Raw genomic sequence first — 21,052 nt, forward strand, 5'->3', positions numbered from 1 at the left:
GAGGCAATATGAGTAGCCAACACAAGTTGTTGCCGTCACTGCTGGACCGGTTGCTGGACGACCGTCCGCATCAGTCCATCGAAGCGTCGTCGCAACGCTTGTGTTCGCTGGCCGATTACAAGGCCAGCATCGTCCGTGACCTGGAGATTCTGGTGAACACACGCCAGTCTCTGGTCGCCGAAGAACTCGGCGGCTTCGCCCAGTTGAGCGGCACGATCCTCGATTACGGCATGCCGGATTTCACCAGTAAAAGCGTGCTCGATCCGCAGGATCGCTTGCTGATTCAGCGCCAGCTGGAAAAAGCGATCTCAGTGGGCGACCGGCGCTTTCGCAGCGTCAAGGTACAACTACTGGCACAACAAACCGGCCAACGCATGCTCACCTTTCGCGTGGACGCGGTACTGCGCCTGCAGGATGTCTCGCGCCAGGTTTCGTTTGACGCGGTGCTGCAGGTCAACACCCAGGAATACACAGTACAGAACCTCAACTGATGCTCGACGACCTGCTCCCCTATTACGAAAAGGAACTGTCGCACCTGCGCTTTTTGGGCCAGGAGTTCGCGAGTCAGTATCCAAAAATCGCTTCACGGTTGCTCATTGAGGGCGATAACTGTGAGGACCCGCACACCGAGCGTTTGATCGAGGCGTTTTCGTTTCTGGCCGCCCGCGTCCACAAGAAACTGGACGACGAGTTTCCGGAGATCGTCGAATCATTCCTTGAAGTGCTGTACCCGCATTACCTGCGCCCTACCCCGTCGATGTCCATCGTCGAATTCAGCATGGGCAGCAACGGAAAGGTCACGGAAGCCTATCGCGTGGCGCGCCACACGGAGCTGCATGCCAACCCGGTGGATGGCGTGGTGTGCAAGTTTCGTACGTGCTACCCGGTGGAACTCTGGCCGATCGCGGTGCAGCAGGCCTCCTTCGTCGAGATGGAGCGCTCGGCCTTCAACGGCCACAGCGCCGATCTGGTCGCTCGTCTGCGGATCGGTCTGGTCACGACCGCTGATGCGCTGTTTGGACAGATGGAACTGGACAGCCTGCGGTTTTTCCTCGATGGCGAAAGCACCCTGATGCTGCAACTGTACGAGTTGCTGTTCAACAACTTGGCCAAAGCGACAATCACCTTTCAGGATGAAGGCCGCAGCCGTGAAGTGGCGCTGCCCGCCGGCGCGTTGAAAGCGGTAGGTTACGGGCTGGACGAAGGCCTGGTGGATTACTCGGAACGGTCATTTCTGGGGTATCGCCTCCTGCATGAGTACTTCACGTTCCCGGACAAATTCATGTTCTTCGACCTGTCGGGGTTCGGCCGTATCCTGGCAGGCAAGGCGCTGGAAAAGGTCGAGATCAACTTCTACTTTTCCGACTACGACCTCAACGACCGCCTCGCGCGTCTGACGCAGAACATCGGACGGAGCAACTTCAAGCTCAATTGCACGCCGATCATCAATCTGTTTCGGCAACACGCCGAGCCGATCAAGTTGACTCACGCACAGCACGAATACGCGGTGATTCCGGACGTCCGCCTGCAAAGTACGGCCGAGGTGGTGTCCATTGATCGCGTGCGCCGGATCAAAAAGCTCGACGGCATCGATCAGGTCGCCACTTGTCACCCGTTTTTCGAACCCCGGACCGATCAGGGTTTGGGCAACAGTTTCTGGATCGCTCGACGGCGCCCGGTACAAACCCAGCAAAGCGACGGCACGAACGTGTTCATCCGCGTGGTCGACCGTGATCTGGAACTGATCGACTCCAACAATGACACGCTGAGTATTCGCCTGACCTGCAGCAACCGTGATGTGCCTTCGATGCTGCCGTTTGGCGGCGAGCGTGGCGACTTCAACATCCCGGCCAGCTCGGTGATCAAGGACATCCGTTGCCTGCGCAAGCCCACCGCCTCGGTGCGCGTGCCGCTGGGCAATGGCGTGATCTGGCGGCTGATCTCGCACCTGTCGCTCAATCACATGTCGCTGGTATCCCGAGGCCGTGAAGTGCTGTTGGAACTGCTGTCGCTGTACAACTACCGCAGCACCTCAGCGATCCGCAAGCAGATCAACGGCATCGTATCGGTCGCCAGCGAGCCGGTGGTCGCCCGCATCGGCCACCCACGGCCCAATTTCGTTCGCGGCGTCGGCATCACGCTGACCTTCGACGAAAGCCAGTACACCGGCAGCGGCGTGTTCCTCTTCGGCATGGTGCTGGACCATTTCTTCGGCCAGTACTGCTCGATCAACAGCTTTACTCAATTAACCCTTCGTACCTTGCAGCGTGAAAAGAGAGTGGTCCAATGGCCCCCGCGAACCGGCGATCAACCCCTGGTCTGATTGACCAGGCACGGGCTGAGCCGCACCGATTCGAGTTCTTTCAATTGGTGCGTTTGCTTCGCCTGCATTACAGCAGAAACGGGCGCATGGACCTGCAGACGCGGCCGCACGAAGATCCGCTGCGCTTTCGTTCGCAACTCTCGCTCAACTTTCCGGCGAGCGAAGTCAGCGATCTGAAGTTCGAGCGCGAAGGCAACGTCTCGGCCGCCGGTCTGGCGCTGTCGGAGGTGCAGGTCACGTTCATGGGGCTGGTCGGGCCTTCCGGGGTCTTGCCGCGCCCGTACACCGAACTGCTGATGGACCGACACATCCAGTACCGCGACGACGCCGCGCACGCCTTTCTCGATCTGTTTTCCCATCGCATGACCACGCTGTTTTACGAGGCTTGGCAGAAGTACAAGTTCTACATCGAGTACGAGCGCACTGGCACGTCGAACTTTGACCGGTACCTGCTCAATCTGGTGGGGTTCGGGCCTCAGGCGCAGAAACAGAAATTCGGCCCGAACGGCTCGCCGTTGCGTCGGGAACTGTTCAGCTACTTCTCCGGAACGTTCGCGCAGAAGCCCCGCAACGCGCTGAACCTGCAAGTCATGCTGGGCTTTTATTTCTCGCTGCCGTTCAAGGTGAGCCAGTTTGCCGGGCGCTGGCTCAAACTTGATGCCAGTCAGTGGACGCAACTGGGCCGCAAGAATGCCGTCCTTGGACAAAGTGCCGTGGCCGGCAATCGCGTCTGGGATTACCAATCCTGCGTGCGCATCGACATCGGCCCGCTGCAACTGGCCGATTACCAGCGCTTTCTGCCAGGCACGCAGGATTATCAGAAGCTGGTGGAGCTGGTGCGTTTCTACGTCGGCGCCCAGCTGGACTTCCAGATTGCGCCCACCCTGGCACGACAGGCGGTGCCCGTCGCCCGATTAGGTCGTCAGGGCAATGTTGCCTTGGGCTGGCTGGGTTGGCTCAAGCGCCCCGGCGTCGAGGTCGAGCCTTCCCGCTGTGCCGTTTTCCATATTCCTTTTGATGGGGTCTCTCTGTGAACCTGAAGTCGCTGTTCGCCAAGCTCAACGAAACCAGTCGTACAGCCACAGAAGCCGCCGCTGCGCTGTGCCTTTCCGAGCGTCATTACGACGTTGAGGTCGAGCATCTGCTGTTGCAACTGCTCGAAGGCAACGACAACGACCTGCCGGCCATTCTGCGTCATTACGACGTTGTGCCAGAGCGTCTGCAGGCGCAGTTGGTCACGGCGCTGGGGACCTTCAAAAAGGGCAATACCCGTACGCCCGCGCTGTCGCCACACATCACCCGCATGATCGAGCAGGCGTGGCTGCTGGCCTCGGTCGAGTTTGGTCAGCAGCAGATTCGCACCGGCTACCTGATTCAGGCGCTGCTGGACGACGACGAGCTGCGTCGCGTCGTGGTGGGCTCGGCAGCGGAGCTCGAGAAAATCAACGCCGACGACTTGCGGGTCAATCTCGCAGCCCTGGTCGAATCCAGCCCGGAATCGCAACTGGCCAAGCCGCTGGGCACACCCGAGGCAGGCGCCGGTCGCCCTCTCGCCAGCAACGGCAAGACACCTGCGCTCGATCAGTACACCGTCAACCTGACACAGAGCGCCCGCGAAGGTCGCATCGATCCGGTGCTCGGTCGCGAGTTTGAAGTGCGGCAAATGGTCGACATCCTCACCCGTCGTCGGCAGAACAACCCGATCCTTACCGGCGAGGCAGGCGTCGGCAAAACCGCGGTGGTCGAAGGTCTGGCATTGCGCATCGTGCACGGTGACGTGCCTTCGGTGCTCAAGGATGTGGCGATCCACACCCTGGACCTCGGCCTGTTGCAGGCCGGCGCCGGCGTCAAAGGCGAATTCGAGAACCGCCTGAAATCGGTCATCGAAGAAACCAAGCGCAGCCTGCACCCGATCATCCTGTTCATCGACGAAGCCCACACCCTGATCGGGTCGGGCGGTCAGGCCGGACAGAACGACGCCGCCAACCTGCTCAAACCCGCGCTGGCCCGTGGCGAATTGCGCACCATCGCGGCCACGACCTGGGCCGAGTACAAGAAGTATTTCGAGAAAGACGCCGCCCTCGCCCGCCGCTTCCAGGTGGTGAAGGTCGAAGAGCCGGACGAGGACAAAGCCATCCACATGCTGCGTGGCCTGCTCGGCAAAATGCAGGCGCATCACAAGGTGACGGTGATGGACGAGGCGCTGGTGCAGGCCGTTCGCCTGTCCAATCGCTACATCACCGGCCGTCAGTTGCCGGACAAAGCGGTCAGCGTGCTGGACACCGCCTGTGCGCGGGTGGCGCTGGCGCAGTCGGCCCAGCCCGGCGCGCTGGAGGACTGCAAATGCCTCATTGAACACGTGCAGTCGGAAATCACCGTGTTGCAGCAAGAAGCCTCCAAGGGCAGCGACCACGCACGGCGCCTTGCAGCGCTCAACGATGAGCTGCAGGCGGCGCAGCAGCAACGGGAAAAACTTGAACAACAGTGGGAACGTGAACGTGAACTGGTCGAGAAACTCGCCCATGCGAGCGCGAATGAGCCTCTCGACGCCGACGAGATTTCCGCGCTGCGCGCCGAGCTGACGAGCGTTCAAGGTGAGCAGCCGCTGGTCCATGCGCGGGTCGATGGCGGCACCATCGGCGAGGTGATTTCCGGCTGGACCGGCATCCCCCTCGGCAAAATGCTGCGCGACGAAATCGACACTGTGCAGCGACTGCCTGAGCTGCTTGGCGAACGCGTTCTCGGTCAGGATCACGCGCTGCTGGAGATCGGCAAGCGCATCAAGATTTCTCGGGCGCGCATGGAAGATCCGAACAAGCCCATCGGCGTATTCCTGCTCTTGGGGCCGAGCGGCGTCGGCAAGACCGAAACCGCACTGGCGCTGGCCGACACGCTGTACGGCGGCGAACGCAATGTCATCACCATCAACATGTCCGAGTACCAGGAAGCGCACACCGTTTCCAGCCTCAAGGGCTCGCCGCCGGGTTACGTCGGCTACGGCGAAGGTGGCGTGCTGACCGAGGCGGTGCGGCGCAAACCCTACAGCGTCGTACTGCTCGATGAAGTCGAAAAGGCCCACCCTGATGTGCTGGAGCTGTTTTTCCAGGTCTTCGACAAGGGCGTGCTGGACGATGGTGAAGGCCGCGAGATCAATTTCCGCAACACGGTGATCATCCTCACCTCCAATACCGGCACGGACCGCATCATGCAGGGGTGTCTGGATGCATCGGCGCCACCAAGCCCTGAAGAGATCGTCGAAGGGCTGCGCGACGAACTGAACCAGGTGTTCAAGCCCGCGTTCCTGGGCCGCCTTTCCATCGTCCCGTATTACCCGGTGAAGGACGCGATTCTGCAACGCATCGTCGCCCTGAAACTGGAGCGCATCCGCAAGCGTTTCGAGCGCAATCATCAGGCCGTGCTCGGTTTCGACGAGTCCCTGGTCGAGGCCATTGCAGCGCGTTGCACCGAGGTCGACAGCGGCGCGCGGAACATCGACAACATCCTGTCCAAAACCCTCATGCCGGAACTGGCCCAGCACGTGCTGGAGCGCATGGCGCAGGACAAACCGATCCAACGTCTGGACATCGAACTGGGCAGCGACGGCGACTTCGCCTACCAAATGACCTGATTCGAGCATTCATAGGTAGTAGTCATGAAGATGCACAACATGGAACGTGCCAGCGCTGGCTGGACCAAGGGGTTCACCGTCCTGGCGATGGTGGTGGCGCTGACCGCCTGCGGCATTACCGACCGGGCCAGCAAGCGCGTCGATGACACGTGGGCGGGCGACATGCTGTTCGGTGATAAAGAAAAGGTCATTCTGACGTCCGACGGCGGTAATCAGCTGAACCCCGATGACTCGGGCAAACCGCTGTCCGTGGTGCTGAGGGTCTATCAGCTCACGGCACTCGAGCGCTTTGCTTCCACTGATGCTGACTCGCTGTGGGATGACCCGCAACGAGCGCTGGGTAACACGCTGATCGACAGCCAGGAGATCACCTTGCTGCCTGGCATGGGTCAAAACAACCAATGGCCCCTGAACAAAGCCACGGGCTATGTCGGCGTCGCGGCTTTCTTTCGCTCGGAAGAAAAGAGCCGGTGGAAAGTCGCCTTCGACGCCAACTCGCTGCGCAAGGATGGCATCTGGTTTTCCTCCGATGGTCTGCGCGTGCTGGTCGACAACAATCAGGTAGTGGCCGTGCGCGGCATGGATGTGCTGCGCCAGACGCCTACCGAAGCCCAGCTCGCCAGAAACAACACCCTGCCGCAGGACCCGGCCAATCCGACGCTTGCGCAGAAAATGCAGGACGCGGTGGTCCAGAAAGCCGAAGACGGCGCCGTCGACTCGGCGCAGAAAGGCATGCAGTCAACAGTCGATTCACTCCTGGAAGGCGTTCATGAGTAAGCAGAGCCGTGTGATGTGGTCTGAAGGGATGTTTTTGCTGCCCCAGCATTTTCAATATCAGGACGAGTTTCATCAGCACCAGCTCGCCGAATCGACCTTGCGCAGCACGCCGTTTCATTGGGGCGTCCAGACGCTGCAGATCGATGAAGAAGCGTTGGCCAATGGCTCGTTGCAACTGAAACGGCTGAAGCTGGTGTTCCCGGACGGCAGCCTGTTCGATGCGCCTCAGCACGACCCGTTGCCAGCCGCTCGAGACCTCAGGGAATTGCTCAAGGGCAGTGATTTCAAGGTCTACGCCGCGCTGAAGCTGCCCGAGCCTTTCGGGCTGAATTACGTCGAGGACGGTCAGGAGCAGAAAAGTGCGCGGCGGTTCCGCAAGCAGTTCGACACCCTGCCCGATCTGAATGAAGGGGATCTGGAAAACGAGATCACCAGCCTGCGGCTGAACGTGGTGATGCTGGTCGATGGCGACACGTTGGACGGCTACAGCTATTGCCCGGTGGCGCGGCTGACACGCAACAACATCGGCGGCTTCAATCTGGATACGCACTTCGTGCACCCCACCTTGCACCTGGGCAATCACGAGACGCTGACCGGTCTGGGCAGACGCCTGCTGGGCGCTCTGCAATCCAAAAGCAAGGCGCTCTCGGGCCGGCGTCGCGAGCGTGCCGACCAGATCGCCGAATTCGGCTCCAGCGATGTCACGCTGTTCTGGCTGCTCAATACGGTGAACCGCGCTTACCCGACGCTGGCACACCTGCTCGCGCACCCGCGCCTGCACCCGGAACGGCTTTATCTGTTCCTGGCGGAACTGGCGAGCGGTCTGTTGACGTTCTCCCTGGACACCGAGCTCAACGATATCCCCGAGTACGATCACCACGACCCAGCGGCTTCGCTGGTCAAGCTCGACGAGATGATCCGAGTGCTGCTGGATAACGTCATTCCGAACCAGTGCATCGTGATTAATTTGACCCAGACCAAACCGTCGTACTGGCAGGGACAGCTGCACGATCCGCGTCTTGCCGAAGCGGATTTCTACATTTCCGTGCACGCCGACATGCCCGGTTCCAGCTTGCTGGAGCTCGTACCTCGGGCCTTTAAGGTCGGTTCGCCGGAAGACATCGAAGTGGTCGTCAACAGCGCGATGCCGGGCGTCACGCTCAACCACTCCACGCGCTTGCCCAACGCGATTCCCGTGCGACTGGACAACCACTATTTCTCTATCGAGCCGCACGGTCGGGTCTACGAACGGATGATGAGTGCCCAGGCCATTTCTTTCTACGCACCCAGTGCTTTCACCAATCTCAAGCTTGAACTGATGGCGGTCCTCAAATGAACGAAGCCGTAATGCAAGGCGCAACGACCGCCACTGTCACCCAACCCACGTTGAAAGATCTGGTACAGGACTTCATCAGCATGGCGCTGATTGTGCGTCGTGGTCGCCAGGTGACCTCGATCAACGCCTTCGAAGCCAGCATCGATGAGTTCTTCACGCAACTGGAGCGAGAGGCCCGAAACGCCAACTACAGCGTCGATCAGGTCAAGGACACGCAGTACGCGCTCTGTGCGTTTCTGGATGAAAGCGTGCTGGGCTCGGGTGACAACGAGCTGCGTCGCCACTTCGAGCTATCGCCGTTGCAGTTTCGCTATTTCGGCGTGCACCTGGCCGGTCAAGGCTTCTTCGAGAAGATCGACTCGCTGCGCGCCGACGTGAAGAACAACCTCGATGTGCTGGAGGTTTATCACCTGTGTCTGGCGCTGGGTTTTCAGGGCAAATTCGGTGTGGGCGAGAAAGATCAGCTGCGCTATCTGGCCAATACCCTGGGGCAGGACATCGCGCGGTATCGCAAGACGCCCAAAGCGCTGTCGCCCGATTGGGCGCTGCCTGATCAGGTCTCGCAGATGCTGCGGCACGAGGTCCCGGTCTGGCTCTATCTGGCGCTCATCGCGCTGGTCTGCGTAGGGGTTTACCTGACGCTGGATTGGCTGCTGGGCAAGGATGTTGCCGTGCTGTCAGAACACATCAGCCAGCTGTTCAGTGCCTGAGCAATGGTCAGGTAACGAGTCAGGAAGACATGAAAACACTACTTCGTGCGTTAAAAAGCTTTTGGTTCCTTGTCGTCACGCTGTGGCTGGCAAGCCTTGTCGTGTGCTGGTTTGTCGCCCCGCGGGTGCAGTGGTCACGTGATCACGTGCTTGAAACCATGGCGATCATCAGCGCCTTCTACCTGCTGATCATCGTGCTGCGCCAGTACAAGCGTATCCGTACCGAACACAACCTCGAAAATCTGGTGCAGATCGAAGTCGATCGCTCGCTGAACGCCAACGGTGAATTCCGCGACCAACAGGTGCTCAGAGACAGGCTCAAACATGCCATCGCCATGTTGCGCGCCGACCGTTCCGCTGGCGGCGGCGGTTCTTCGGCGCTCTACGACCTGCCGTGGTACCTGGTCATTGGCATGTCGGCGGCGGGCAAGACCTCCCTGCTCACCCGTTCAGGCCTGTCTGCCAGCATTGCCAACAGCCAGAGCGACAATGACAGCGGTACCCAGCACTGCGATTGGTACTTCAGCCCCGATGCGGTGCTGATCGACACAGCCGGGCGTTACCTGCGCGACGACCAATCGGCCAGTGAATTCACCGCGTTCCTTCAGTTGCTGAAAAAGCAGCGCAAGAAAGCAGCAGTCAACGGCCTGGTGCTGGTCGTGAGCCTGCCGGAGCTGTTGGCGGCGACCGCCGACGAGCGCGCGCAAATGGCCACGCAACTGGTGTCGCGGATCGAAGACTACGCCCGCTGCCTGGATGCCAATCCACCGATCTACCTGATGTTGAGCAAGACTGACCAACTGCCCGGCTTCAATCAGGCGTTCGAGGGACTGGACCTCGCCGAACGTCAGCAGCCGCTGGGCATGACGTTTGGTCTGTCGGAGATCCGCAGCCTCGGTCTGCGCGCCGTGCTCGACAGCAAACTGGCGAATCTGCACAACGGCATTCAGCGTCACGTCGACGCGCAGATGATCCATCTGGGCGCAGACGCCAACAGCACGTTGCTCAACTTCCCGAACTATTTCGCCGAGCTGTCTGGCGTGCTCGAGCGGTTTCTCGAGCATTTCATTCGACCGGCCAGCCATGGCGCTCCGCTGTTGCTGCGTGGCCTGTATTTCACCAGCGCGTTGCAGACTGATCAGCAACTGACTCAGGTGTACGAAGACAATTTGGCGGAGTCCTTTGCGCTGCTGCCGGGGCAAGACGTTCTTGCCGTCGGCGAGACAAGCGGCAAAAAGGTCGGCGACCGCAGTTATTTCATCACCGACACCTTCCGCCGGGTCATTTTTGCCGATCGTGACCTGACCCGCTATCAATCGCGCACGGGTCGCGACACGTCGCTGAACCCGGCCGTGATTGCCTTGGCGGCACTGGCTGGCCTCGCCTTCGTTGGCTGGCAAGCGCTGGCGTTCAAGAACAACCGTACGTGGATCGCAACACTTGAACAGAACATCGGCGACCTGAACGCTGCTGCCGATCGTGATCAGCGCATGGCTGCCGGTGATGGCCTGGAACTGCTGCGAGATGAACTGACGCGGGTCGAACAATATCGCGCCAAGGGCGTACCGCTGACGTTGAGCGCAGGCCTGTACCGGGGTGACGATATCTTTGCGGCCGCCCAGTCGGCTTACCTCCAGCAACTGCGCACCCAGGCGCTGGAGCCAGTGGCATTGAACCTGCAAATGCAGATGCGCGCCTTCAATGGGTTTGCCGCGTCGATGGACCCGCAGAACGACGTGCCGGCCGCCGCCAGCAAGACGCCCGGCAAAGCCGGCAAGGGCCAGAAACTGATCGACCGAGGCCTGCAGAGCCTCGCCGGCAACGGGGCCAAACCGACGCTGAGCAGCATTCCGCGCAGCGCCGGGGACGCAGGCAATCGGCTCAAAGGCATGGCCAAAGGTGCCGTCGGAAAAACGCGCGACGGTGCCATGGCCGACCTGCGCAACCCTGCGACCGCCAGTGATGCGGCCGAGCTATCGGCGACCACCGGCGGGCTGTCGCTGTCCGAGGACATGCTGGCGCGTCTGGATGAGCAGCAAGTGGCATCGATCATCGAAGCCTACAACTCGCTCAAGCTGTACCTGATGCTGACGCAGCCCGATGCCCATCCGGACCCGGAATTCGTCAGTGCCGCGCTGCCGGTGGCCTGGGCCGACACCTCGACCGAAGCCAGCCCGGTCAGCGATCAAGTGATCGAGGACAACGCGCCAATGTATGTGCAGTTGCTCAAGAACGGTCAGGCCCCTGCCCTGCCGCGCAACGAACAACTGGTCGACAGCACGCGCAAAAGCCTCAAGTCGTTCATGATTTCCAGTTCGCTGGTTGACCGCGAATACCTGCGTCTTCAACTGGAATCCAGCCGCCAGTTCCCGGCCATCAGCCTCAACGATCTGGTGCCGATGCCCGGCCGCCAATTGCTGTACGGCAGTGAAGCGGTCCCCGCCATCTTCACCCGGCAAGGCTGGGACGGCTTCGTCAAACCGGAGTTGATCAAGCTGGTGTCGAGCAATCTGCGCAACGAATCCGACTGGGTGCTCGATGGCGAGGGCGGCGACAGCCTCGTGCAGAAAGCCAACTTCATGCGTGAATTCATGGCGCGTTACAAACGCGACTACGCACAGGTCTGGTACGGCCTGCTCAACGGTGTCGGCGTTCGGCATTTCACCGACATGGCCAACGCGACCGAACAATTGTCCTTGCTGAGTGACGTGCAGAATTCGCCGGTCAAGATCCTGCTCTCGGCAGTCAACGACAACACGCAGTGGGATCTGCCCGCTCCGCGCGAACCCCAGCAGCCGGGCAGCACGCCGGACGACACGTTCTGGGGCAAGGTGACCGGGCTGTTCGATGATCCTCAGAAGTCATCCGTGGCGATGCTCTCGCCGTTGCCGCCGGTGGACGACGGCAGCCTGGCGAAACGCTTCGAGCCCGTTTCCCGCGTGTTCGCTGCGCAAAACTCGGAGGGCGCCGACAGCACGATCATGGATCGCTATCTGGCGGCCCTGCGCAAGCTCAAGGTGCGGATGAACAACATTCAGCGCTCTCAAGACGTAGGCAAGAGCAGCAAACAGTTGATCAGTGAAACCCTGGAAGGTCAGCCGAGTGAGGTGACGAACGTACGCAATTACGTTGAAACCACCGTCGACACCAGCCAGGGCAGCCTCTCGGCTTCGCTGCAAAGCCTGTTCAGCCTGCCGATCCAGTTCGCCTGGGAAACCCTGCGCGACCCGGCGGGCCAGCAGATCGCTAAAGCCTGGGCGCAGCAGATCGCCAAGCCCTGGGAGCAGGTCATGGCCCACCGCTATCCTATCGCCGCTGGCAGCCGCAATGAAGCCTCGGTCAAGGACCTGCAGCGTTTCGTCGACCCCGAGTCCGGCTTGCTGCCCAACTTCAAGCGCAACGAGATCGGCAACCTCTCAGGCGGCGAAGGGCTGGGCATGAGCAGTGGCGCCAAAGCCGCGCCGTTGGTCAATCCAAATATGGTCAACAGCATCGACAAGGCCAGTTCTCTGGGCGAGGTCATTGCGAGCCTGTCCGACAAGGAAAACGGCTTTGAGATCATGCTGGAGCCGTCGGCTAACTTCACCGACATCATTTTCACTCTCGACGGTCAGGAACAGCACTACCGCAACGGCAAAACCAGCTGGAGCCGCTTCTCCTGGCCAGGCACCACCACAGCGCCCGGCGCACGCCTGGATGTTGTGACCCTGACCGGTGAGCGCGTCACCGTGTTCGACTACCCCGGGCGCTGGGGGCTGTTGCGGATGAACGACAGTGCTCGCGTCGCGGATCTGGATGGCATCCAGCAGCGGTTCAGTTGGGCCACCGCCAGCGGTCAGGTCAGCCTGACAGTGCGTAACTACGGTGGTGTTAAGCTGACTGACCTTGCCAACGTCAAGGCGCTGAGCGCGCTGAACACTCCAGTCAATGTTGCGGACGGGCGGACCAAGTGAGCCGGCATGCCTTGAACCTGAGGAGCGGCCGATGATCGGTTGCTTCGGAAAAATACCGGCCAGCGCCGACTTCGTGAGCCTGCATGGTGCCGCTGACGAGGCCTGCGAATTCGACGGCTGGCTCCAGGACTCGCTGGCGGCGATTCACCCGCGCGAGGACTGGCGCACGCTGTTCGATCGTCTGCCAGCGTGTTTCTTTTCCTACCGCGCGCGGTCGGGGAACTGGCTGCTGGGCGGACTGATCAGCTCAATGGACGCCAGCCAGCGACGCTATCCGCTGTTTATCTTCCAGACGCTCAAGGCCGCGGACACTGAACGCTTGATCAATCCGTTCACGCTGAGCGAGTTGTTTTGCGCGCAGATCAAACCGCTGCTGCACCTTGGTGCTCAAGGTGAACAGCCGAGGCTGCTGTTCGAAAAAATCAAGGCGCTGCGCCCATTGCAGGGCCAGGACTTCGCGCTGTTCCGCCAGGTGCACGAAAAGTTTTTGCGCAACTTCAACCTGGGTGACATCAGCGAGGCGCTGAAAAACGCCTATCCCGAGTTCATCACTCAGGCGGTGCTGACCCGATTGCATGCATTGCGTCGCCCGTTGCATCACGCCAACGCGCCGAGCGTCTGTTTGCCTTTGCCGGCCGAACGCGGTTTGAAAAACCCGACCGCCGATCTGTGGGTTGACTGGTTGACTCGGCTGAGCGCTAACCGGGTATCGCCACAGGTGAGCGTGCTGGCCGACGATTTCATGCGTCCGAAGCTGTTCTGCTTTCCGTCCAGAAGTGACCACAGCCTCTACGCCGTGCTGGCCGACAATGGCGCCAGCACCGGCCACTACGACGTGCTGGCGAACTTCGCGACGTTCGACGAACACCATCGACCGCCCGTATTTCCTGACGCCGAATGCCCCCTCTATGACGTCATCGACCGTATTGTCGACGCGCCGGATGTGAAGTCTGTATGAACAAGATCAAGTACTACTTTCTGCGCTATCAGCCCTACATTCTGGGGATCTGCTTCTTTCTGACGATCTTCTTGGTGTGGGCGATCGGGCGCGCGCTGGACTTCAATTCCCTGCACAGCCTGCTGGCCGGCATCGGCCTGTTCCTGCTGCTGTCCGCCGGTTATGTGCTGCTGCTCTACCGAGGTGCCTCACGGCACCACAATCTGGAAGGCCTGCTGCGCGATGACGCTGATCAGGCGGTGCTCAACGCCAGCCCTGCTGACCGCGAAGAGGTCAGCCTGTTGCGCGAGCGCCTGTTGCAGAGCATCGACCGCCTGCACACCAACAAACCGCGCGGCACCACCCGCCAGGACGCGCTCTATGCACTGCCCTGGTACTTGATCGTCGGGCAGCCCGCAGCGGGTAAAAGCACCATGCTGTATCAGTCCGGCCTGAATTTCCCTTACGCCGAACGTGAAGGCGCGCGTGTAGCAGGCTTGGGCGGTACGCGTAATTGCGACTGGTTTTTCAGCTCCGAGGCTGTGCTTCTGGACACGGCCGGGCGCTACATGAACAACCAGGAAGAAGCCGGCAAGTGGCGCGCGTTTCTGCAGTTGCTGCGTCAGCATCGCCAGCGGCGGCCGCTCAACGGGCTGATCGTGACGGTAAGTATCCATGACATCCTGCAGCGCTCATCGGAAGATCAGGAGCGCCTGGCCAAGCGTCTGCGCGAGCGTATCCAGGAAACCCACGCGTTGCTTGAAGTACGGTTGCCGGTCTATCTGGTCTTCACCAAGTGCGATCTGGTCCCGGGATTCAGTGCTTTCTACCGCCGTCTGGACGAAGTCGCCCGTGGCGAGGTGATGGGCAAGACCTTCACGCACAAGGATTACGAAAAGGCCGATTGGGGCCAGCGATTCGGCGTAGCGATGGACGAGCTGACCCACTATTGGCAAGGGATCGCTGATCAGCAATTGGTGTCGCAGGACATCCAGATCACGCGTCAGGACTCCGCCGTTTACCGCTTCCCGCTGGAGCTGGCGGCGCTCAAACCCCGGTTGCAGCAGTTCGTCGATGCCTTGCTACGGGCCAATCCGTACCAGAACGCAGAGCTGCTGCGCGGCTTCTATTTCACCAGCGCGCTGGACGCCGACGCGCCGGAGTTGGGTGGCCATGGGCGACAGGTCAGCGAACGCTTTCACCTTGAACCCGAACTGGCGAGCATCAGTGGCAACGCTCAGCCACAGCCGTTGTTCATCAATAGCCTGTTCCGCAAAGTCATCATCCCTGACCAGCATCTGGTCGCGCTGTACACCACCAATTTCCGCGAGCGTCGCCGCAAGGCCGTGTGGGTAGGCGGCGCAAGTCTGGTCGCGCTGCTGCTCTGCAGTCTGTGGGGCTGGTCGTACTGGAACAATGCCTCCGCCATCGAAACACTGTCGACGCAATTGACCGCAGCGGCGCAACAGGACCAGACCGCCCCGCAGCAGTACACGTCGTGGCAGACCCTGGACCGGCTGCGTTCCTGGACCGCTGATTACTACGCGCAGCATCACGATCAGGGCGTTCCGCTGCGTATGCGCCTGGGTCTTTACCAGGGCTACAAAATCGAGCCTGTGCTGCGCAGCCGTTACTTCGACCGGCTTGAAACGGTGATGCTCAAGCCGACCGCCGACAACCTGACCCGCTCGCTGTACCTGTTGACCACCATCAAGGTGTATCAGCGCAACGCCAAGGACCTGATGCCGGTCACAGGCGTGGACAGCGTCGAGCCCCGGGCGTTGCCGACGGACAATCGCGCGCAGTCGATTGCCGACTTCGGTAAGGCCACCCTTGAGACCTACGTGATGCTGTCGCGCTCACAACGGGAAAAAGCGGACCCGGCATTTCTCAAAGCCCGAATCCCGGATTACTGGTACCCGGCAATTGCCAGGCAGACCGGCAAAAACACACCTGCCATGGCGGTCACCCCGAACACGGGCACCGACTACGAACTGGCCAGCCGACAGGTCAATTTCTATAGCGATCAGATCCACGAACCTGACGTACCGCGCATTCTCGATAACGCCTTCCTAATCTCGAGTTCGCGCAATTACATCAACAGCCTGCTGTCGCAGTCGCTGCGCTCGATCGAGACCATCACCCTGGAGTCGGACACCTTGTTCGCGTTCGCCCGCGCCGACTTCCAGAGTCTGAAAACCGAGGGTCAGAACCAGCTCAGCGCCATCGCCGGCAAGCTGTTGAGCACGCCGAACATCGGCAAGATCATCATCGCCGGACATGCTGACCAACTGGGCGACCCACAGGGCAACCTTCAGGTGTCCCGGCAGCGCGCACAAACCATCAAGACCTACCTGGTCGGTAAGGGTGTGCCTGCCGAACTCGTGGAAGCCGTGGGCGAAGGCAGCGAAAAACCGCTGGTTAAATGCGACATGCAATTGCCGAGGGCGCAGCTCATTCAGTGCCTGGAGCCCAATCGGCGAGTGGAAATCGAGGTGCGCGCGCTCAATTGAGTGCGCTCATGGCTTGAAAGGAACCGGCGCCTGAGCCTCTGCGCGCGGAGGCTCAGGCAGCGGCAACAGACCTCTTGAATGATCAAGGAGGTCAACTAGAGGGGCTGAGATCTGGCCGCAGGTAAGGCTAGCCCTTAAATGTAAGAAAATGGAGACGTAAAAAATGGCATTTGACGCATATATTCAGATCGACGGGATTCCAGGTGAAGTGTTGGACGACAAGCACAAGGACTGGATCGAGGTCCTCGGCTACGAATACGGCGCCACTCAAGCGACCTCGGCGACTGCCAGCTCCTCGGGTGGTGCGTCCTCCGAGCGCGTCGCGCTGAGCGATTTCAGCATCCGCAAGGCTGTCGACAAAGCCTCGGCGAAGCTGTTCGAAGCCTGCTGCAAAGGCACGCACATCGCCAAAATCCAGCTGAACGTCAACCGTGCCGGCGGCGATAAGCTGACCTACCTCACCATCAACCTGGAAGAGGTTGTGGTGTCGTCGGTCAAGGCGATTGCCGGTGGCAACCAGGATGGCGAAGACAAGGCGGTCAGCGATCTGCCGATCGAAGAGATCAGCTTCAACTTTGCCCGCATTAAAACCACCTACACCCAGCAGAGCCGTGCCGACGGCCAGGGTGGCGGTAACGTGACGGGCGGCTGGGACCGTACCGCCAACAAGGTTTTCGCGTGATCGCGTAAGCACCCGGGGCCATCACCGTTGGCGGTGGCCCTCGTTCAACACCATGCCGATTCCGTCGGCGTGGTGTTCTTTTACCCATTTCCGAGTTGACCATGTCTGAATTTCTCAACGACCTTTCACTGGCCGAATTGACAGCGCCTATCAATGGAGGCAGCGGCGAAGACCTGAGCTTTTCCACGCTGTTCGACAACGTCAAAGAGGCTCGTCGGGCAGACCCTGATTACCTTACCCAGGGTGATTGGCAAACCGATCTGAAATCATCGGATTGGGACCTCACGATCACCTTGGCTGCACAGGGACTCGCTCAGCAGAGCAAAGACCTGATGCTTGTCGCCTGGCTGAGTGAAGCGCTGGCGCACAAATATCATTTTCCAGGGATCACCTTCGGGCTGACCCTGGCCGATCAAATACTGCAACGCTTCTGGGACGACCTGTTCCCTGCGCTGGATGAAGGGCTGGAAGAGCGCGCCGCGCGCCTCGCCTGGCTGAAGACCACGCTGACTGACGTCGTGGGCGGCCTGCCGATCACTCAGGGCGATCAGTTCGGGCTGTTGCGCTACGACGAGTCCCGCCACGTTGAAAACCTCGCCTTGCAGAATCAGCAGGCCATGCGCATCGCGCTGGACGAAGGGAAGATCAACGCCGAAATATTCCAGCGTTCGGTGGTGTTGACCGACACCGAACATTTTCTGCGAAAAGCGTCCGAAATCAACGACAGCCTGCAGGCCTGCCGCCAGTTGCAGACCACGGCTGACCGCCTGTTCGGTCACGAAGCCCCGAGTTTCGCCGGGCTTATCGAGATCCTGTCCCGGACGGCGCAACTCGCGGAAAAACTGCTGAAGGACAGAGGCGTCGAACTCACTGCCCCCGCACAACCGGCACCTTCGGCATCCGTTGCTGTATCGAACGACCCACCCACAGCAGGGCCCACGATGACCACCACTGTCAAGGACACGCCATCGGCGCCGTTGCGCACGACCCCGCTGACCCGCGATGAGGCATTCACGCTGCTGGCCGGGGTTGCGCAATTCTTCAAACAGACCGAACCGCAAAGCCCGGTGCCCTACCTGATCGAGCGGGCGATCAAATGGGGCAATATGCCGCTTGAGGGCTGGTTGAGCGATGTGATCAAGGACAGCAATGTCATTGATGGTATTCGCGATGTACTGGGCACCAAGGAACCGAAGGCTTGACCGCCATGGGATGCACTTGAACCTGCAAGACCGGAGGACGATGACGCACACACACGATGAATGGAATTCCCGGAAGAACACCCACATCAATGGAACAGAAGGACACCGCTATGAGCACCACTGAGCAGCTTCAGGGCACGCGTAAATACAGCGCGAAATGGCAGGAACGGTTCGACTTTTTCGACACCTACGGCGCCCCCAACGACCCGCGCTACAAGGCAGCACTCAAGGCGTTGCCAACCTTTCGTAACAAGCTGCTGATCAACGGCAATGTCATCGCGTTTTTCTTCGGGCCGATCTACCTCTTCGTCCTCGGTCTGTGGAAGAAAAACCTCGCGCTGCTGGGCTCGATGCTCCTGATCTATGCCGCGCTCACCGTCATCTTCGCCATCCTGGGCATCCAGTTCCCCAAGGCCCTGGATAACGGGCTGGGTCTGGGGTTTTCCTGCGCGTATGCGATCGTCACCAACTACGCCTATTACCTGAAGGAAATAAAAGGCGAGCAAGGTTGGAATCCGTTCAAAGGCATGCGTTTCTGACAGGTCGATGAAGGCAATCAACAGCGAGGCTTAGGCAAGCATCTGCGTGCGGTATACCGCACGCGGTGTGCTACAGAACTGAGTGCATCTTGCGGGGTTCGAAGCGGAAGCACTCGCCCCGCTGCCGAGGGCTGACCATGATCGGAAAGCCCCCGCCCCTTGTCTGTCCAACAGATCGCCTGCACGACAGCCCTACCTGGCCGGGTTGGGGCCGATGCGTTCGCCGTGCTGCACGCGCTCGGGGGCCTTGTGCACCATGGTATAGGCGTAATCCACGCCCATCCCGTAGGCACCGGAATGCGCCTGCACGATGGCCATCACTGCCTCATACGTCTCTTTACGCGCCCAGTCGCGCTGCCACTCAAGCAGCACCTGTTGCCACGTGACCGGCACGATGCCGGCCTGGATCATGCGGTCCATGGCGTAATTGTGCGCGTCAACCGAGGTACCGCCTGACGCGTCTGCCACCATGTAGATCTCGTAGTCCGTGTCGCGCAGGCAGGATAGCGCGAACGTGGTGTTGCAGACCTCGGTCCACAAGCCTGATACGACAATCTTCTTGCGCCCGGTGGCTGCCGACTGCGCCAACGCATCACGCACGTTCTGATCATCCCAAGAGTTCATCGAACTGCGTTCCAGGATCTTGTTATCCGGATACACCGCCAGCAGCTCAGGGTATGTATTGCCGGAAAAGCCTTCGGTTTCTACGGTGGTGATGGTCGCAGGGATGCCAAAGACTTTGGCGGCCTTCGCCAGCCCCACGACGTTGTTCTTCAACACCTGGCGATCAATCGACTGCACACCAAACGCCATCTGTGGCTGCTGGTCGATGAAAATGACCTGGCTGTTCTGCGGGGTCAGGACCTCTAGAAGCTGACTGGACATGGGGCATTTCCTTTATGGATAAACGGCTTCGAAAGCGGCGTCATGCCGCGTGGGCAGCGAATGCCCGTCACCGGTAGTCATCAACCCTCCTGATTAAGCTGTCGGGAGCTGGCGTGATCCGTCCTGGCATGTACTTTTTCGGCAACTTGCGCGAGCGCACTATGCCGTTCGACTGACGTGCTCCGCTAGTCGCTGCGAGTGATTAACTGTGTCGCCAAATCGGCAACACAGAGGCATTGATCGACGCCGCAGAAAACGACCCTGACCGCTCTAATGGGGCCAACTACCTCATCCATTCCGATGCGCTGGGAGCGTTGAACGAATGCCTCGGCTGAGACAGGCCGCCATCGCCGCCCGCTCGTACTCGCACTCATGCACAGGCCCGTGCGTTCCCCTTTTGACGACACAGTTTGGCGCTGCTCAGGGCTACAACCAAACGTATCGGGCTCCTACTATCGCTGCCCTCAGCGTGGCTGACCTCACCCTTGAGGGAGAGCACGGCCAGATAATTTCCATAAAAGACGGTGAGCCAATGGTTGATGTGAGCGGAAAACGTGCGGTGGTGACGGGAGGGTCGCGGGGGATCGGCAGTGGTCCCCACCTTTGAGCGGTGGAATGGATGTTGTCGATGTTATGTGTCAAGGAGTTATGTAGTGGACATTGAAGAGCTCCAAACCTTTGTTCAGGTGGCGGATGCTGGCGGCGTGTCGCCTGCTGCAAGGCGTTTGGGTGTTACGAAATCCGTTATAAGCCGCAGGCTCCTGCGGCTGGAAACCCAGCTCGGTGTGCAGTTGCTTGCCAGAACGACGCGAGGGGCCGCGTTGACTGACGCAGGCATTACGTTTCGTGAATATGCCGGGCGAATCGTCGCCGAGATCGAGGCCGCCAGAGATGCCATTCTTCCCGCGGGGGAACTGCAAGGACGCTTTCGCATCGCCGCGCCGATCTCCTTCGGTCCAACGCATCTTGCGCCAGTACTGGCGCAAATGGCGCGTCGTCATCCGCTCCTGAATATCCATACGAACTACAGCGATCGAACCGTTGATTTGATCGGTGAAGGTTATGACTGCGCTATTCGGGTGGGGCACCTGCAAAACTCCAACTTGATCGCGAAACGCGTGGGAAGTATCTACGGCAAACTGGTGGCGAGCCCGGAGTACGTGGAAGAGAATGGCGCGCCCGAGACACCTACCGAGCTTCTCGATCACCAATCGTTGATGCAAGGAACTGAAAGCTGGCGATTCGTCGACGGCGATAAAATCATTACCGTCAATCCACAGGGACGTTTCAAGGCCGACAATCCCGTCGCGCTGGTGGCGGCGGCCGTGGCGGGTCTGGGCCTGGGCTACCTTTCTGACAGCGTCACCGACGAACACATCAAAAACGGCGCGCTGGTGCCGGTCATGGTTCGATATCCGCCACTGCTGGCAGGCATCCACGTGGTTCGCCCACGCAGTCGGCATCCAACGCGAAAGATTCGAGTGCTCACTGAAATGCTGGTCGAGTGCCTGGATAAAACACCGGACGCATAGCGCGGGTCATGCAGCCTGATGCTGCTGTAGAAGAG

At 60.2% G+C, this 21,052-nt stretch carries 15 protein-coding genes; 14 read left to right on the forward strand and 1 reads right to left on the reverse strand.

Annotation, left to right across the window (positions count from 1 at the left end; genetic code table 11):
* Positions 1–8 precede the first annotated feature (8 nt).
* From tssE to B3N48_RS17745, 13 genes are all read left to right on the forward strand, one after another.
* Complete coding sequence (gene tssE / locus B3N48_RS17685; RefSeq protein WP_296185886.1) at positions 9–491, forward strand: type VI secretion system baseplate subunit TssE; 483 nt, start codon at positions 9–11, stop codon at positions 489–491.
* Complete coding sequence (gene tssF, locus B3N48_RS17690; RefSeq protein ID WP_296185888.1) at positions 491–2,323, forward strand: type VI secretion system baseplate subunit TssF; 1,833 nt, start codon at positions 491–493, stop codon at positions 2,321–2,323. Before tssE ends, tssF begins: the two co-directional genes overlap by 1 nt.
* Complete coding sequence (gene tssG / locus B3N48_RS17695) at positions 2,287–3,357, forward strand: type VI secretion system baseplate subunit TssG (protein WP_296185890.1); 1,071 nt, start codon at positions 2,287–2,289, stop codon at positions 3,355–3,357. Before tssF ends, tssG begins: the two co-directional genes overlap by 37 nt.
* The gene (gene tssH, locus B3N48_RS17700) at positions 3,354–5,951 is read left to right on the forward strand and encodes a type VI secretion system ATPase TssH (RefSeq protein ID WP_296185891.1); all 2,598 of its coding nucleotides are present in this window, start codon (positions 3,354–3,356) and stop codon (positions 5,949–5,951) included. The genes tssG and tssH overlap by 4 nt, the downstream gene beginning before the upstream one ends.
* Before the next feature lie 24 nt (positions 5,952–5,975).
* The gene (gene tssJ, locus B3N48_RS17705) at positions 5,976–6,728 is read left to right on the forward strand and encodes a type VI secretion system lipoprotein TssJ (protein WP_296185893.1); all 753 of its coding nucleotides are present in this window, start codon (positions 5,976–5,978) and stop codon (positions 6,726–6,728) included.
* Entirely contained in the window at positions 6,721–8,064 is a 1,344-nt protein-coding gene (gene tssK, locus B3N48_RS17710) for a type VI secretion system baseplate subunit TssK (RefSeq protein WP_296185896.1), read from the forward strand. The genes tssJ and tssK overlap by 8 nt, the downstream gene beginning before the upstream one ends.
* Positions 8,061–8,774, forward strand: coding sequence for a type IVB secretion system protein IcmH/DotU (icmH, locus tag B3N48_RS17715; RefSeq protein ID WP_296185898.1), 714 nt, complete (start codon positions 8,061–8,063; stop codon positions 8,772–8,774). The genes tssK and icmH overlap by 4 nt, the downstream gene beginning before the upstream one ends.
* Before the next feature lie 29 nt (positions 8,775–8,803).
* Positions 8,804–12,727 carry a type VI secretion protein IcmF/TssM N-terminal domain-containing protein gene (locus tag B3N48_RS17720; RefSeq protein ID WP_296185899.1) on the forward strand — a complete coding sequence of 1,308 codons (3,924 nt, stop codon included), beginning with the start codon at positions 8,804–8,806 and terminating at the stop codon, positions 12,725–12,727.
* Positions 12,728–12,758: 31 nt separating this feature from the next.
* Positions 12,759–13,685: a type VI secretion system-associated protein TagF gene (gene tagF / locus B3N48_RS17725; protein WP_296185902.1), complete on the forward strand. Its 927-nt coding sequence runs from the start codon at positions 12,759–12,761 to the stop codon at positions 13,683–13,685.
* Entirely contained in the window at positions 13,682–16,177 is a 2,496-nt protein-coding gene (gene tssM / locus B3N48_RS17730) for a type VI secretion system membrane subunit TssM (protein WP_296185904.1), read from the forward strand. The genes tagF and tssM overlap by 4 nt, the downstream gene beginning before the upstream one ends.
* A gap of 163 nt (positions 16,178–16,340) precedes the next feature.
* Complete coding sequence (locus tag B3N48_RS17735; protein ID WP_285424777.1) at positions 16,341–16,859, forward strand: Hcp family type VI secretion system effector; 519 nt, start codon at positions 16,341–16,343, stop codon at positions 16,857–16,859.
* A 101-nt stretch (positions 16,860–16,960) separates the two neighbouring features.
* Positions 16,961–18,061 (forward strand): type VI secretion system protein TssA, encoded by a 1,101-nt coding sequence (gene tssA / locus B3N48_RS17740; protein ID WP_296185910.1) that lies wholly within the window; start codon positions 16,961–16,963, stop codon positions 18,059–18,061.
* A 110-nt stretch (positions 18,062–18,171) separates the two neighbouring features.
* Entirely contained in the window at positions 18,172–18,600 is a 429-nt protein-coding gene (locus B3N48_RS17745; protein ID WP_296185912.1) for a DUF2628 domain-containing protein, read from the forward strand.
* 192 nt (positions 18,601–18,792) lie between these two features.
* Here B3N48_RS17745 and B3N48_RS17750 read toward each other — a convergent pair whose 3' ends face one another.
* Positions 18,793–19,485 (reverse strand): hydrolase, encoded by a 693-nt coding sequence (locus B3N48_RS17750; RefSeq protein WP_296185914.1) that lies wholly within the window; start codon positions 19,483–19,485, stop codon positions 18,793–18,795.
* Between the two features lie 653 nt (positions 19,486–20,138).
* Here B3N48_RS17750 and B3N48_RS17755 point away from each other — a divergent pair.
* Positions 20,139–21,017: a LysR family transcriptional regulator gene (locus tag B3N48_RS17755; protein ID WP_296185916.1), complete on the forward strand. Its 879-nt coding sequence runs from the start codon at positions 20,139–20,141 to the stop codon at positions 21,015–21,017.
* The last annotated feature ends 35 nt before the right edge of the window (positions 21,018–21,052 follow it).

This window comes from Pseudomonas sp. UBA1879 (genome assembly GCF_002338065.1).
In the GTDB taxonomy this organism is placed as follows: Bacteria; Pseudomonadota; Gammaproteobacteria; order Pseudomonadales; family Pseudomonadaceae; genus Aquipseudomonas.